This is a genomic window from Brevundimonas sp. VNH65, from assembly GCF_049445955.1.
Classification (GTDB): Bacteria; Pseudomonadota; Alphaproteobacteria; order Caulobacterales; family Caulobacteraceae; genus Brevundimonas.
On sequence record NZ_JBMSDX010000004.1, the window covers coordinates 152,424 to 167,614 of the forward strand.

Here is a 15,191-nt window from a genome sequence, read left to right on the forward strand (position 1 = left end):
CTTTTGGGTTAATGATGGGCGTCCGGCGAGACGGCGCGGGGGCGCAGGAGCTTCGATGACTGGAATTGCGAACCGAACAGGTGCGGGCCGGGGCCGCTCGGCGGGATCCGGACTGGGGCTGCGCGCGGCCGTCTCCGCCGCGCCCCTGCTCCTGCTCATGGGATGTGCGGGGTTTCCGGCCCTGACGACCGGCGAGGTCAGCATGCGCGACCCCGCCGTTGACGGCGCTTCAGAAACAACCGGAGCGGTCAATGACGGCACCGAGCGTCGCCCGACCCAGAGACTGGAGATCGCCGGCGCCCGCCCGGCCGTCCAGGCGCGCCAGCCCGCCACCCAGGCCCAGATCGACGCCCTGGTTCCGGATGCGCCGGTCGACGCCGTGCTGTCGCCCCAGCCGATTCCCCAGTTCGTGGCGACGGTCTTCAATCTTCTGGAGTTGCCTTACACCCTCACCGGAGACGTGGCCGCCCGCACGGAGATGATCGCGGGCGGCACCGGCGGGAATCTGTCCAAGCGCGCCCTGCTGCGCGTGACCCAGCAGGCCCTGCGCCAGTATGGCGTCGACATCTACATCGACGGTCAGACGGTGACGGTCGGGAATGCAGCGGCCGCCCCCGGCGCGGCGGTCACACGCGGACGTAATTTGCCGACCACAGGCGGGCAGGTGGTGCAGTTCTTCCCGGTCCAGACGATCGAGGTGAACACGATCCAGCCCTTGCTGACCGGTCTGTTCAACAATCCTGGCGGCAATGTGCGGGTCACGCCCGACATCCCGACGAACACCCTGATCATTGCCGGGACGGGACGAGAGGTCGCCCAGTTCGTCCGGGTGCTGAGGGAACTGGATCAGCCGAGGTTCGCCGGCAGTCAGGCGTTGCGGGTCGAGCCGGTCTTCCTTTCCGCCGAGCAACTGGCGACGAGTCTGGAAACGGTCCTGAAGACCGAGGGTTACCTCGTGTCGAACAATCCGACGGTGCCCCGGTCCATCGCCATCCTGCCGTTTCCGCAGTCGAATCAGGTCCTGATCTTCTCCATGGAGGCGGAGTTGCTGGATCGTATCGACGACTGGGTCGCGGAACTGGACCGTCCGGCGGCGCTCGGGGACAAGGCGACGACCTTCGTCTACCAGGTGCGCAACACCGACGCCGCCTCGATCGGCAGCCTGGCCATCGGCCAGCAGCCCCAGACCGCCGAGATCCAGGCGCCGGTCGGGGTCCCTGGAACGCCGCCAGCGACGCAGAATACGGGCCGATCGACCGGGACCTCGTCCGGCGCCGCCGGAGCGAACGGGGCTTCAGGATCCGGCTCGGGCGACTTCCTGGGCGGACGGGTCCTGACCGATCCGATCGGCAATCGCATCCTGTTCACCGGGACGGCGACCGAGTACGCCCAGCTGCGCACCCTGCTGACCACCCTGGACGTTCCCGCGCCCCAGGTGGTGATCGAGGTGATGATCGCCGAGGTCACCCTGACGGACGCGACCAGCCTCGGCGTCAACCTGTTCGGCACGGACCAGCGCGGCGACGGTCTCGCCACCGGTTCGACGGAGGGCATCGAAATCGGCGGCGGCTCGTTCCGGTTCACTTTTGTGGGGCCGGATTATCGCGCCGCCCTTGTCGCCAATGCGTCCAACAACCGCGTCAATATCCTGCAACGTCCGCAATTGGTCGCTCGAAGCGGGGAGGCGGCGCGTTTCCAGGTCGGCACGGACGTGCCGATCATCACGTCCCAGGCGGCGTCGGACTCCCAGACCGGCGGCTCGACCGACATCCTGCAGAGCGTCCAATACCGCCAGACCGGCACGATTCTGGAGATCAAGCCTGTCGTCTACGGCGATCGGGTCGATCTGACGATCAGCCAGGAGCTCTCGTCGGCCGGCGACGCGCCGTCGGGCATCGCCAGTCCGACCATTCTGAACCGAAGCCTCAGCACGCGGATCGCCGTCCGTGATGGCTGGACCGGCGTCCTGGGAGGCCTGATCGGCAACAACTACACCAAGATTAACACAGGCGTGCCGTTCCTGAAGGACGTGCCTGTGGTGGGGTCGGCGTTCCAGAATAATCGCGTCACCGGCGAGCGGACCGAACTTCTGCTGCTGATCACCCCCTATATCGTGCGCGGTGACGAGGATATGGCGGACTTCGCCGAGCGGTATTCCGAAAGCATGGACGCCGCATTCCGCACCGGTCGGGGCTGGTCCTACACCCTGACGCCGTGGTCGGGCGGACGCAGGTTCCGGGGCATCGGCCTGGATCTGCCCAGCCCGGACGCCGCGGGCGACACGCCGTCACTGTTCCCGCGGCGCGGGCGTGAGGCGCCGCCGGCGGCGGCGGACGAAGCGGTCAATTGAATTCGGTTCGCCCCAAGCGGTTCGTCAGTATGAGAAGCGTCGTGTCCCCTAGCATTTTCCCTGTCATTCTTTCGTTCGTCGTCCTGTTGTCCGGCGCCGTCCAGGCGCAGGAGCCGGTCGCCGAGCCGCCGGCTGCAGCGTCCGCGCCGGTGAAGTCGGCGGAGGAGCTGGCCATCGAAGCCCAGGCCCGGGCCTTTTCCGCCAGCACCCAGACTATGCAGGACGAGATTGTCGCCGCCTGGCCTGACGGGGATTTCGAGGCGATCCTTCAGCCCCGTCGCGAAGAGGCGGGGGCCCTCGCCGACCGGATGGAGGCGTTTCTGCGCGCCTATGCGGCCACTCTGGACGGCGAGGCCCGTGCGGCGGAGGATGCGAGGACCACTCGCTCCATCGCGCACGTCAGGCAGTTGCCCGACCTCATCGGCCAGGTCGTGATGCGGGGGCTGAAGGCGCGTGACGAGGCCGCAGCGGCGCTTCCGGCGGACACCCCTGACGCCCCGCCTACAACGCCGGCGCAGACGGCCTCCGGCGATCCTGACGAAACCTGACGACGAGGGCTCTGGCCGTCGTGTGGCTCAGACCCTGGTGAAGCGGGCCATCTGCTGGTTTCGCGGGTGGCCCCAGTCGCCGATCCAGTCGAACCGCCAGCCGTCAGGCGCGGCGCCGGCCAGGGCGCCCTGGCTGAAATGGAACGGGTCGCGGTCCGGGTGGCTGACGATCCCGTGCGGATGCTCGAGCCGCGCCTGGCTCGCCTCGCCCTCGAACACCGAGAAATAGAAACGGCCGCCGGCGTCCATCTCGGAGCCGAGCCGGTCCAGGCATCGTGTCAGATAGTCAAGCGTCAGATGTGTGAACAGCGACACCGCCAGGGCGAAGTCGAACCGTCGCCCGAACGCCACGTCGAAGTCGTCTGTGACTCTCAGATGATGGCGCGGCAGCCGATCGGCCAGACCGGCGGGCGTGATCTCGTTGACGTATCCCGCCTCGATCAGGGCCGCGGAAATGTCGACCCCATAGTAGTTTCCGGGATCCAGATAGGCCGTCAGCGGCACGCCGCCCCTCAGGGCGCCGCACCCGATGTCGATCATGGCGTGATGCGGCGCCAGCCCCTGGGCGATCAGGAAATCGCGCTGCAACGGGCCGATCGCATCCCACATGCCGCCCACGACTCCGCGGTGGCCGCCTTCCTGGATGCGGGCGACATTCAGGGCTTCGTCGAAATAGCGATTGATGGACATGAAATCTCGTCGGCGGGAGGACTCGGCTTTTCCGACAGAAACGTCAGAAACGCCATAGGCGGGCGACTCGCCCTGCGAGCGCCGCATTTCACGCCCATTTCGCCTGTTCGGCGAACCGGGTCCGGCCCGTGCGGAATCGATCGTGCGTCGTTCATATGCACAAGTGTGTCGACCATCCGTGACGCGAAAGCCTCAGTTGGTCCGATTAATGAGCCAGATCACGGATTCGCCGAACGAATTGCCGGGTCCGCCTGGGGGGCTGAGACCGTCAATCGCCCTTGACGCCCCTGTTTTGCCTAGGATACAAACCCAACGCCGTGGGCGCAGCCATACCTCAATCGAGGTGGGAACTGTGGCCGGAAGGCGTTTAAAACTGGCTTCGTCCACACATTGCTTCTCTGAGGGGACCTAATCCTGATGACTAAGAAAATTCTCATGGCTGCGACGGCTGCGGCCGCCATGGCCTTCGCCGGTGCGGCTAGCGCTCACACGCTGGCGTACCGCACTGCCGCGACGACCAATATCAACGGCAGCCCCGTTGTTACGGGCTCGGCCACCAGCGGCACGGGCGGCGCCTTCACGGCCTACAAGCTGGCGAATGAGTCGACCCTGACCGCGCCGACCTTCGCCGTCTTCGAGCTGGTCGCTACCCTTTCGGGCGCTCCGGTCAGCACCTTTCCGTCGGGCAACAACTTCATCGACATCAACCTGACCGGTGGCACGTTCCAGAACGCTCTGCCGTCGTCGTCGGTCGTGGCTCCGGGCTGCACCGTGGTTCTGTCGTCGGGCGGCGGCGCGGGTCAGACTACCGCCAGCTTCCTGATCTCGTCGGCTGGTGGCGGTTGCTCCTTTGTCAACCTCGATCTGCCGATCGCTCCGAACCCCGGTTCGCCGGTCTCGGTCTCCACGACCCTGCGCACCGAGTTGAACAACCCGATCGACCCGGATTCGACGAACGCCACGGCTCCGATTCCCACGGCGCCGAACACTGAGATTCTGCAGGTTGTGTCGCGCGGCAGCGCCTTCAACTCCGTCGTAAACGGTCTCACCACGCGTGATACCGCTGGCGTGGCGGGCGCTCTGGACGACACCTTCGCCACCCTGACGGTGACCCCGGTCTACACGACCTTCAAGGTCGGCGCCCCGGGCCACACCGGACCGGAAACGGCTACTGTCGCTCAGCTGGGCACGGTCGAAGTTCTGGTCGATGAGACCTTCTACCGCGACCTGGCCAAGAACAATGTTCTGGCGGCTCACGTCACGGGTACCACCGTCGTGACCACCGGTTCGTTCTCGGCCTTCAACGGCGCGGGCGGTTCGGTCACCCTGGGCGGCCAGGCTGCTGTCATCAACGCCGCCGCCAGCACTGCGACCAACACCAACACCCCCGGTCTGGTGGCGGTCGGTGCGGCTGGCGCCGTGGTGTCGCCGGCGGCCTTCATCGTCGGCCGCGAAACGGCTCAGACGCCGATCCAGGACTCGACCTATGCCGTGACCGGCAGCTACACGCTGAACCCGGCGTTCTACATCGCCAGCGAAGCGATCTCGGGCAGCTTCGAGCGTATCGGTCGTGACGGCACCAACGTCGTCGTGCCGTGGCTGAACAGCTCGAACGTCGAAGGCGCTACCGGCACCACCAACATCATCCGTCTGGGTAACACCGGCACGGCGGGTACGGGTCCGGTCTACGTCACGGCTCTGAACTCGGTCTGTCCGGCTGGTTTGACCTGCGCCACGCCTCCGGTTGGCGCGGTTCAGATCTTCGACGGCATCCCGGCGGGTGGCGAGCGTGTCATCAGCACGGCGACCCTGTCGGCCGCCGGCGCCCTCGGCCAGTTCGGCCGCGGCGACGTCCTGGTCACGATCGAGGCTCCGGCCAACACGATCACGGCCCGTCGTTACGCCACCCTGCCGAACGGCAGCGTGACGGAAGTCGCCAACGGTACGGTCGCCAGCGACCAGACCGGCGACAGCATCAACAACGGCGGCGCTGACGTGCCGTAAGAAAATCCCCTCATCGGGATTTGGGAAGGGAGGGCTTCGGCCCTCCCTTTTTCTTTTGGGCTCAATCTCTTCGCGACGATGCGTGGCGACCGTGAGGTGCGTCGGCGTGCGAAATGCACTATGACGGGCCACGCTCAACCGGGGCCGCCCTTGTCCGATACCGCCTCCGAAACCCTCCTGCCCGCCTTCCCCGACGTGCCCAGAGCGCGTCTGCGCCTGGGCGAACTGCTCGTCGAGCGGGGCCTGGTCCGTCCGTCGGACGTCGAAAACGCCCTGACGCTTCAGGCCCAGAACGGCGGCCTGCTGGGCCTGAACCTCGTCCGCCTCGGCGCGATCTCCGAAGCCCAGCTGCTGGCCGTGGCCTCCGAGCAACTGGGCCTGCCGGTTCTGGCGGCCGAAGACGGCCCCCGGCCCGAACAGATTTCCGCGCTTCTGGAGGAACTGCGCGCCCCGCTGTCCTGGTGGGCCGACATCGGCGCCGTGGCCTGGCGCGCCGATGACGGCGGGGCCCTGAACTGCGCCGGCGTCCAGCCGTCCGACCCCCAGATCGCCGAACGCATCGCCCAGCATACGGACGAGCCGGTGACCTACTGGCTGGCGGGGCGCGGCCTCATCGAAGCCTTGACCCAGGACATCAGCGCCGCGCCGGCCGGACTGGGCGGCGACGCCCTTCTGGGCGCCGGGGCTGACGCCGCGCGCTTGCGCGAACTCGCCCAGGAAGCGCCGACCATTGACTTCGTGAACGGCGTCTTCGCCGAGGCCCTGAGCCGGGGCGCCTCGGACGTCCACGTCGAGCCCTATGAGGACCGCTTCCTGGTCCGCATGCGGGTCGACGGAGTCCTGACCACGGTCCGCGCCGCGCCGCGCGCCAACTTCGAGGCGGTCGCCTCCCGCATCAAATTGCTCAGTCACATGGACATCGGCGAGCGCCGATTGCCGCAGGACGGTCGCCAGTCCATCCGGGTGTCCGGGCAGGAAGTCGATCTGCGGGTCTCGACGCTGCCGTGTTCCTGGGGCGAATCGATCGTGCTGCGTCTGCTGGGCAAGACCAGCCGGCTGCCCGAACTTTCCGAACTGGGCGTCTCGCCGGACCAGGAAAAGAAGCTCCTGAACCTCGCGGCCCACCCCAACGGCGTCCTGCTCATCACCGGCCCGACCGGCTCGGGCAAGACGACGACCATCTATCGCCTGCTGACCCATCTGAACGACGGCGAACGCAAGATCATCACGGTGGAGGACCCGGTCGAACTGGACCTGCCGGGCGTGATCCAGGTGCGCGTCCGGTCCGAGATCGGCCTGACCTTCGCCGCTGGCCTGCGGTCGATCCTTCGCCAGGACCCCGACGTGATCATGGTCGGCGAAATTCGCGACCCCGAGACGGCGCGGATCGCCGTTCAGGCTGCCTTGACCGGCCACCTCGTGATCTCGACCGTCCACACCAACACGGCCTTGGCGGCAGTGCCGCGTCTTCTGGATCTGGGCGTCGAGGACTATCTGCTGACTGACGTGCTGCGCGGCGTCGTGGGTCAGAGGCTCGTGCGTCGGCTTTGCGACTGCGCCCGACCGTCCACGGCGGAAGAGGCGACGGCTCATGAAGCGGCGTTTCCGGCGCACCTGCGACGCTGGACCGAGGGCGAGCCGGCGAACTGGCGCGAGCCTGTCGGCTGTGCACGCTGCGGCCAGTCGGGTTTCTGCGGCCGGGTGGGGGTCTATGAGATCGCGCCCGTCAGCGAGCCGTTGGGGCGGGCGCTGCGCGAGGGCGCCGACGAGGCCAGGCTCACAGACCTGGCGCGAGAGGACGGCTTCATCAGCTTCGCCGAGGACGGAGCCCTGAAGGTGCGGCGCGGCCTGACCGCCTGGACCGAGGTTCACCGCATCGCCGGGGGCGGCGAGTGAGCCTCGCGCCTGTCGCCGTCATCGGCATGCACCGATCAGGGACCTCCTGTCTCGCCGGCTGTCTCGAGAACCTGGGCCTGACCCTTGGCGAGGTGATCACAGAGGCGCCGCATAATCGCCGGGGCAACCGGGAGAACCCGCGCCTCTGGCCGGTGCACGACGCTGTGCTCGCCCGCGTCGGCGCCAGCTGGGACCGTCCGCCGCTCGAACCGATCGCCTGGACCCGCGACGAGATCGCTGGCCTCCGGTCGGTCCTGGCCGACTACGAGGGTTTGCCCCGACCCTGGGGGTTCAAGGATCCGCGCGCCACGGTGCTGCTGGACGGCTGGTTCGAAGTGTTTCCCGACCTGCGGCTCGCCGCCTCGATCCGGCATCCCCTGGCGGTCGCAGGGTCGCTGAGGGCCCGCGACGGCTTCGACCCGGCGGCGGCCTTCGCCGCCTGGCGCGGTTACAATCTGGCCGTCCTGCGTTGGCGCGGAGCGATCGCCTTCCCGATCATCGACTATGACGCGCCCGACTATGAGGTCAGGGTCCGGCGCGCGGCGGCCGCACTCGGTCTCGACGCACAGGCGCCGATGCCGTTCCGATCCGACGAATTGAACCATCAGGGCGAACAGCCGGAGGCCCCGCAGGAGGTGCGGCCGATGTGGCGCGCCCTGCAGGCCCTGGCGGCATGACCGGGCCTCGTCTGTCGATCGTCGTCGTCGGCCACGACATGGCGCGTGAACTTCCGCGCACGGTCCGGTCCCTCCTGCCGCCCTATCAGCAGGGCGTGGCGCCCGGCGAGGTCGAGATCTTCGTCATGGACAGCAGGTCGACTCCCCCTGTCGATCCGGCCTGGTTCGCCGATCTGCCGGGGGTCCAGGTGCGGCGCGTCGACAGCGGCGGCCTGTCGCCCTGTCTGGCGGTGAATCTCGGCGTCGCCTGCAGTCGCGCACCTCTCGTCGCTGTGGCCATCGACGGCGCCCGAATGGCGTCGCCGGGCCTGGTGCGGGCGTCGCTGGAAGCCCTGGCTGTGGCGCCCGACGCCATCGTCGCCACCCTCGGCTTCCATCTCGGTCCCAAGGTTCAGCAGGTCTCGGTCACCGAGGGCTATGACCGCGACGAGGAGGACCGCCTGCTCGCGGGCATAAACTGGCCCTCGGACGGCTATCGGCTGTTCGAAATCTGCGCGCTGGGCGAAAGCTATGCCCAGGGTGCCTTCGAAGCGCCGCCCGAAACCACCTTCTTCGTCATGTCCCGCGCGAGATTCACGGCCCTGGGCGGCTTTGACGAAGGATTCCGCAGCCTCGGCGGCGGATTCGCCAACTACGACTTCTTCGACCGGGCGACGTCGGATCCGGACAAGCCTCTGGTCATGCTGGTGGGCGAGGGGACCTTTCATCAACTTCACTACGGCGCGACGACCCAGGCTGGCGGCGTCGCCCGCCAAGTCGGCGACGAGGGCGCCCTATGGGACCAGTACGCCAGCGAGTATGAACGACTGAGAGGGCGTCCCTATCGGCGGGCTCATCCGCCGGTGAGGCTGTATGGCGCCGTCACCCATCCCAAGGCGCGGGCCCTGTTCTTCCCGCCGGAGACCTCGGCGTGAGCGTGGACTTTCAATATGAGGCGGTCGGCCGGGACGGCCGCGTCGCTCGCGGGGTAGTCACCGCCGAGACGGAAGCGGCGGCGATCCGCCGGTTGACGGCGGACAGCCTGACTGTGCTGAAGATATCCCCGGCGGTGCGTGAACGCGCGGCGGTCCGAAATCGTGACCTGCGTCCGGCGGAGCGCGTGCTCGTGCTGCGTCAGCTCGGCCTGATGCTGGAGGCGGGCGTCTCCCTGCTCGAGGCGCTCGACACCGTGGCCCAGGGCATGCAGGCGGCCAAGGGGCGCGCCCAGTTCCAGGCGGCGATCGCCGCCCTGCGACGCGGGGATTCGCTTGGCCGCGCCCTGGAGGAGAACGTGCCGGGCTTTCCGGAATACCTCTACGCCATGGCCCGCGTGGGCGAGGCGTCCGGCCGGGTCGCCGAGGTCCTCAAACAGGCGGCCGAGCAGATGGCCTATGAGGATCGCCTGAGGAAGGAGTTCGGCAACGCCATGACCTATCCGGCCTTCCTGCTTTGCGCGGGCCTGGCGGCGGTGGCGTTCATCTTCACCCAGGTGGTGCCGCGGTTCGCCGATATGGTCGGCGAGGACCGCAGCAATGTTCCGGCGGTCTCTCGTTGGGTGCTTTCGGCCGGCGAGTTCGCCAACGCCCACATCGGTCTGGTGGGAATCGGTCTCGGCGTCCTGATCGCGGCGGGCGTGGCGGTGGCCGTGAATCCGGCGGTGCGCAGCCGGGCCTATCATCTGGCGCACCGCATGCCGGTCGTCGGCGGCGTGATTCGCGCGCGCGAGATTTCATCCTGGGCCCGCCTGACCGCCTTCGCCCTGAACAACGGGGTGCCGATCCTCCAGGCCGCCGCTCTGGCGCGGGCGGCGGTGCCGGACGGCCCCTTCCGCCATGGGCTGGATCAGCTTGAGACCGATCTGAAGTCGGGCCTGACCCTGGACGCCTCTTTGGCCACCCACACCCGGCTGGAGGCCATGGATCTCAGCCTGTTGCGGGCTGGCCAGCGCTCGGGCGCCGTCGGGGCGATGTTCGGCTTCATGGCCGACAACTACGAGAACCGCCTGCGCGACAGCATGAAGCGCCTGACCTCCCTGCTTGAGCCGGCGGCGATCGCCGCCATCTCCCTGATCGTGGGGTTCGTTGCCCTTTCGCTCGTACTCGCCCTGTCCAGCGTCTACGAGGGCGTGGTGTGATCCGGCGCGGCTCGGATTGCGCTCCAGAGCGGTCCAGCCGTTCGGGTTTCAGCCTGATCGAGGCACTGGTCGCCCTGACCATCGCCGCCCTCGTGCTGGGCGCCCTGTTCGAGCTTCAAATCCAGATGGTGCGCGGTCAGCAACGCGCCGCCGAGGCCATGGCGCAGGTTGCGGCCCAGGAAAACGCCCTGGCCCTGACCCGCGACCTGAATCCGCTTCAGCAGCCGGCCGGCGAAATCGTGCTGCCGGAGGGCGGCACGGTGCGCTGGACCAGTCGGGCAAAGACGCGCAGCGGGACCAACTCCGGGTTCCCAACCGGCCCCGGACAGTTCCAGGTCCAGTTGTTCACTGTGACCGTCGAAGTGGTGCGGGAGAACGGCAGGCCGACGCCGCCGTTGCAGTTCGATCGGCTGGGTTGGCGGCGTCAGTCGCCCGGGGGCGGCGGGGACGGGACCTGAGCGGTCATCCGTTTCGAATCAGCGCCCGGGTCGAACGACGCAGTCGCTCCTCGTAGATTCGCCGACGTTCCTCGGCCACGGCGACGGCCGAACCGGCGGCGTCGCGAGCGGCGTCGCGCTCGACCCGCATCGCCTCGGTCGTCTGGCGCTCCATGTCCAGCAGCGCCTTCAGCCCCTCCAGCGACCGGAGATAGTCCGCTCGTTCCGCCGTCGACGGGCCGACGCCTTCAGATTCCCGCGCCCGGCGCAGATCCGCCGCGACCGCACGGCCGAACAGATCGCTGGCCGTTTCAAAGCGGTCGCGGATGTGGTCGAGACGCGTCAGCGCGGCCTTTTCCCCGTCGCCCCGGGCCGCAGAGACGAGACAGGCATAGGCCTCGGTGGCCCAGGCGTGGTTTTCAGGCGCGGTCGCGAGCGTTTCGTCCGCAACGACCTGATTCCTCAACCCAAGGCTCAGATAGGATTCGATCTCGGGCGCGCGGGACAGGTCCAGCGGCTCGCCCGTCAACGCCGTCAGCGGCGCCAGGGCGCCGCGCCAGTCGCGCATGAAATCGTTCCAGGGCAAAAGCAGCCGGGCGCCGCCCCGCGTATCCCGTTCGGCGTCGAGCACGTGGCGTAGCCAGAGGGCCAGGCCCTGGGCCACATCCATGCCGTTGCGCGCCTGCAATGACCCCGCCACCTCCATGGGGGACCGCAGAGGCAACAGATCGATGCGGCGATAGCCGAGCGATTCCAGAACGCCGCTCCAGACCCCGCCGAGGCGACATAGCCGGGGGTCCTTCAGGACCAGGGTCGGAGCGCCGTCGAACTCCTGACGCAAGGTCTGGGCGATCTCCTCGCGGAAGTCCGCGAGCACTGAAGGCTCCAGCCCAGCGGGGTCGAATCGCCGCCAGTCCGACCACCATGAGCCGCCCGCCTCGAGGATTCGGTCGTTGAGCTCGCCGATCAGCCGGCTTTCGAAGAAGCCGCGGGGATTGTCGTCGGCGGCCTCCATCTCGTGACGCGGACGCGCGGCGCCGAGGCGCGCGAGCGTTCCGGCGACGGAAGAGGTGCCGCTGCGGTGCATCCCCAGGACGACGAAGGCGATCTTGGCCGACATGGGGCTCAGATAGCATGTTCCGCCGTCGGCAGAAGCGGTTCGTTCGGTCGAGCCGCTGGCGATCGGAATTCCACGGTCGCGCCGATCTCGCCCCCGGGGGTGTCTGGGCCGAATCGGAATCTGAGTTCGGATTGATTCAATCCGCGCCCAATTTGGTCTAGGCAGAGCCGGGAATTCTCGACGGACCTGCATGCCCACGCTCAGCCATCTCGATCGCCTTGAGGCCGAAAGCCTGCACATCCTGCGCGAGGCCGTGGCCGAGGCGGAGCGCCCGGTCATGCTCTATTCGGCGGGCAAGGACTCTTCGGTCCTGCTGCATCTGGCGGCCAAGGCCTTCTGGCCGTCACGCCCGCAGTTTCCGCTGCTGCATATCGACACGACCTGGAAGTTCCGGGCCATGTACGCGATGCGCAACCGGATGGCGGCCGAACTCGGCTTCGATCTGATCGTGCATCGGAACCCCGAAGCCCTCGCGGAGGGGATCAATCCCTTCGACCACGGGTCGGCCCGACACACCGATCTGTGGAAGACTGAAGGCCTGAAACAGGCGCTGGACGCAGGTGGTTATGATGTCGCCTTCGGCGGCGCCCGACGTGACGAGGAAAAGAGCCGCGCCAAGGAGCGGATCGTCTCGGTCCGTTCGCCCGGCCACCGCTGGGATCCTCGCGCCCAGAGGCCGGAGCTGTGGCGGCTCTACAATGTGCGGCGCGCCCAGGGCGAGACGCTGCGGGTCTTCCCCCTGTCCAACTGGACCGAGCTGGACATCTGGCTCTACATCCATCGTGAGAACATTCCGATCGCCGACCTCTATCTGGCGGCGGAGCGGCCGGTGGTGCGGCGCGGGTCCATGCTGATCATGGTCGATGACGACCGGATGCCGCTGGAGCCGGGCGAGGCGCCGCAAATGACCTCGGTCCGGTTCCGCACCCTGGGCTGCTATCCGCTGACGGGGGCGGTCGAGAGCACCGCCGCGACGGTCCCGGACCTGATCCGCGAAACCTTGTTGACCCCGACGTCTGAGCGCCAGGGCCGGGCCATCGACCACGACCAGTCCGCCTCCATGGAGAAGAAGAAGCAGGAGGGCTATTTCTGATGGTCGCTTCCGCAACCCAGTGGCGGCCGCAGGACGGGGTCGATGACGTCCAGGCCTGGATCGCCGACCAGACCTCGCGCGAGGTGCTGCGCTTCATCACCTGCGGCTCTGTCGACGACGGCAAGTCGACCCTGATCGGCCGGCTGCTTTACGATTCCCGCAGCGTTCTCGACGACCAGATGGCGACGCTGGAGGCGGATTCGAAACGCATCGGCACCCAGGGCGGGGCGCTGGACTTCGCCCTGCTGGTCGACGGCCTCGCGGCGGAGCGCGAGCAGGGCATCACCATCGATGTGGCCTATCGCTATTTCTTCACGGCCCACCGCGGCTTCATCGCCGCCGACACGCCGGGGCATGAGCAATACACCCGCAACATGGCCACCGGCGCCTCGACCGCCGACGCGGCCGTCATCCTGATCGACGCCCGCAAGGGGGTTTTGACCCAGACGCGGCGGCACAGTTTCATCGTCTCCCTGATGGGGGTGAAACGCGTTTTGCTGGCGGTCAACAAGATGGACCTGATCGGGTTCGACCGGGCGCGGTTCGAGGCCATCGTGGCCGACTATCGCGCCTTCGCCGAACGGATCGGCCTGGAGGTGACGGCGGTCCCGGTCTCGGGACTGAATGGAGACAATATCGCCGCGTCGAGCGCGAACACGCCCTGGTTCGACGGCCCCAGCCTGATCGGCTGGCTGGAGACCGTCCCGATCGATAGAGATGGCGCGTTGGATGGGCCCTTCCGCATGCCGGTGCAGTGGGTCAATCGTCCGAATGCGGATTTTCGGGGCTTCTCCGGATTGATCGTTTCGGGTGCGGTGCGGCCCGGCGACCGGGTGCGGATCGAGCCGTCGGGACGGACCACCACGGTGGCCCGCATCGTCACGCGCGACGGCGATCTGGATCAGGCCCGCGCCGACCAGTCCGTGACCCTGACCCTGTCGGACGAGACCGACTGTGCGCGGGGAGACGTCATCGTCACGGCCGATGACCCGCCCCAGGTCGCGGATCAGTTCGAATGCGACCTGGTCTGGATGGCGGAGGCGCCGCTCCTGCCCGGCCGCGCCTATGGGCTGAAAATCGGAACGCGGACCGTCCTGGCCCAGATCATGGACATCAAGCATCGCATCGACCCGGACACGCTGCAGCCCCTGGCGGCGCGCGAACTGGGGCTGAACGACATCGGTCGCTGCACCCTGTCGCTGGATCGCCCGATCCCGTTCGATCCCTATGAGGTCGCGCCGGACATGGGCGGCTTCATCCTGACGGATCGTCAGACCGCCGGCACCCTGGGCGCGGGGATGATCCGCTTCGCTCTGCGGCGATCACAGAATGTGCACTGGCAGGCGCTGGATGTGACGCCGGCGGCCCGCGCGCGCGCCCTGGGCCAGGCGCCCGGGGTCATCTGGCTGACCGGCCTGTCGGGCGCAGGCAAGTCGACGATCGCCAACCTGGTCGAGAAACGCCTGCACGCCGAAGGGCGCGCCACCTTCCTTCTGGACGGCGACAACCTGCGGCATGGCCTGAACCGCGACCTGGGCTTCTCCGAAGCCGACCGGGTGGAGAACATCCGGCGCGTGACCGAGGTCGCCCACCTGATGACCGAGGCGGGGCTGATCGTTCTGACCGCCTTCATATCTCCGTTCCGCGCCGAACGCCGCGCCGCGCGCGATCGGTTTGCGGAGGGCGCCTTCCTGGAGGTCTTCGTCGATGCGCCCCTGTCGGTGGTCGAGGCGCGCGATCCCAAGGGCCTCTACGCCAAGGCGCGGGCTGGACGCCTGGCCAACTTCACCGGCATCGACAGTCCCTATGAGCGTCCCGAGGCGGCTGATCTGGTCATCGACGCCGTCGCCACTTCGCCCGAGGCTGCGGCCGAGGCCATTGTGGCCGCGATCCGGGATCGGGGCTGGCTGGCGCCCCCGTCGCACGACTGATCTGTGGCCGACCTCTTCATTCGTCTCCAGCCGGGCGCCCGACACGACCGGGTCGACGGCTGGGCTCGCGATGCAGAGGGACGCGAAGTGCTTCAGATCCGACTGCGCGCCCGCCCCGTCGAGGGGGAGGCGAACGCCGCCCTCGTCCGCTTTCTGGCCGAGTCAGCCGGCCTCCCGAAATCGTCCGTGGCCCTGGCGCGCGGCGATCGCTCGCGGCTCAAGCGGCTGACGGTGCAAGGCGTGGATGACCTCGAGCTCCGGGCCCGGCTGAACGCCGTCATGGCCGAACGCTGAAACGCTTTGACGGGGCGGGGCATAGCCGGTTCTATGCC

General features: G+C 68.1%; 13 protein-coding genes. 11 read left to right on the top strand and 2 right to left on the bottom strand.

Annotated elements, in window-relative coordinates:
* Positions 1 to 55 precede the first annotated feature (55 nt).
* Positions 56 to 2,350: a secretin N-terminal domain-containing protein gene (locus ACO2Q1_RS09140; RefSeq protein WP_423329194.1), complete on the top strand. Its 2,295-nt coding sequence runs from the start codon at positions 56 to 58 to the stop codon at positions 2,348 to 2,350.
* Positions 2,351 to 2,391: 41 nt separating this feature from the next.
* Complete coding sequence (locus ACO2Q1_RS09145) at positions 2,392 to 2,898, top strand: hypothetical protein (protein WP_423329195.1); 507 nt, start codon at positions 2,392 to 2,394, stop codon at positions 2,896 to 2,898.
* A 27-nt stretch (positions 2,899 to 2,925) separates the two neighbouring features.
* Here the strand turns inward: ACO2Q1_RS09145 and ACO2Q1_RS09150 are convergent, their stop codons facing one another.
* Positions 2,926 to 3,588, bottom strand: coding sequence for a class I SAM-dependent methyltransferase (locus ACO2Q1_RS09150; protein WP_423329196.1), 663 nt, complete (start codon positions 3,586 to 3,588; stop codon positions 2,926 to 2,928).
* 417 nt (positions 3,589 to 4,005) lie between these two features.
* On the opposite strand from ACO2Q1_RS09150, the gene ACO2Q1_RS09155 reads away from it, so the two are divergent.
* The 6 genes from ACO2Q1_RS09155 (at position 4,006) to ACO2Q1_RS09180 (ending at position 10,736) form a co-directional block, all read left to right on the top strand.
* Positions 4,006 to 5,592 carry a hypothetical protein gene (locus ACO2Q1_RS09155; RefSeq protein WP_423329197.1) on the top strand — a complete coding sequence of 529 codons (1,587 nt, stop codon included), beginning with the start codon at positions 4,006 to 4,008 and terminating at the stop codon, positions 5,590 to 5,592.
* A gap of 150 nt (positions 5,593 to 5,742) precedes the next feature.
* Positions 5,743 to 7,488 carry a GspE/PulE family protein gene (locus ACO2Q1_RS09160; RefSeq protein WP_423329198.1) on the top strand — a complete coding sequence of 582 codons (1,746 nt, stop codon included), beginning with the start codon at positions 5,743 to 5,745 and terminating at the stop codon, positions 7,486 to 7,488.
* Complete coding sequence (locus ACO2Q1_RS09165; protein WP_423329199.1) at positions 7,485 to 8,165, top strand: hypothetical protein; 681 nt, start codon at positions 7,485 to 7,487, stop codon at positions 8,163 to 8,165. The genes ACO2Q1_RS09160 and ACO2Q1_RS09165 overlap by 4 nt, the downstream gene beginning before the upstream one ends.
* Positions 8,162 to 9,079 carry a glycosyltransferase family 2 protein gene (locus tag ACO2Q1_RS09170; protein WP_423329200.1) on the top strand — a complete coding sequence of 306 codons (918 nt, stop codon included), beginning with the start codon at positions 8,162 to 8,164 and terminating at the stop codon, positions 9,077 to 9,079. The genes ACO2Q1_RS09165 and ACO2Q1_RS09170 overlap by 4 nt, the downstream gene beginning before the upstream one ends.
* The gene (locus ACO2Q1_RS09175) at positions 9,076 to 10,278 is read left to right on the top strand and encodes a type II secretion system F family protein (RefSeq protein WP_423329201.1); all 1,203 of its coding nucleotides are present in this window, start codon (positions 9,076 to 9,078) and stop codon (positions 10,276 to 10,278) included. The genes ACO2Q1_RS09170 and ACO2Q1_RS09175 overlap by 4 nt, the downstream gene beginning before the upstream one ends.
* Entirely contained in the window at positions 10,275 to 10,736 is a 462-nt protein-coding gene (locus tag ACO2Q1_RS09180; RefSeq protein WP_423329202.1) for a type IV pilus modification PilV family protein, read from the top strand. Before ACO2Q1_RS09175 ends, ACO2Q1_RS09180 begins: the two co-directional genes overlap by 4 nt.
* Positions 10,737 to 10,740: 4 nt before the next feature.
* Here ACO2Q1_RS09180 and ACO2Q1_RS09185 read toward each other — a convergent pair whose 3' ends face one another.
* On the bottom strand, positions 10,741 to 11,835 hold the full coding sequence (locus ACO2Q1_RS09185; protein ID WP_423329203.1) for a sulfotransferase family protein: 1,095 nt from the start codon (positions 11,833 to 11,835) through the stop codon (positions 10,741 to 10,743).
* 190 nt (positions 11,836 to 12,025) lie between these two features.
* On the opposite strand from ACO2Q1_RS09185, the gene cysD reads away from it, so the two are divergent.
* From cysD to ACO2Q1_RS09200, 3 genes are read left to right on the top strand one after another with little or no spacing between them, the layout of a single operon-like run.
* Positions 12,026 to 12,928: a sulfate adenylyltransferase subunit CysD gene (gene cysD / locus ACO2Q1_RS09190; protein ID WP_423329204.1), complete on the top strand. Its 903-nt coding sequence runs from the start codon at positions 12,026 to 12,028 to the stop codon at positions 12,926 to 12,928.
* Complete coding sequence (cysN, locus tag ACO2Q1_RS09195; RefSeq protein ID WP_423329205.1) at positions 12,928 to 14,859, top strand: sulfate adenylyltransferase subunit CysN; 1,932 nt, start codon at positions 12,928 to 12,930, stop codon at positions 14,857 to 14,859. The genes cysD and cysN overlap by 1 nt, the downstream gene beginning before the upstream one ends.
* Before the next feature lie 3 nt (positions 14,860 to 14,862).
* Positions 14,863 to 15,153 (top strand): DUF167 domain-containing protein, encoded by a 291-nt coding sequence (locus ACO2Q1_RS09200; protein WP_423329206.1) that lies wholly within the window; start codon positions 14,863 to 14,865, stop codon positions 15,151 to 15,153.
* Positions 15,154 to 15,191 lie beyond the last annotated feature (38 nt).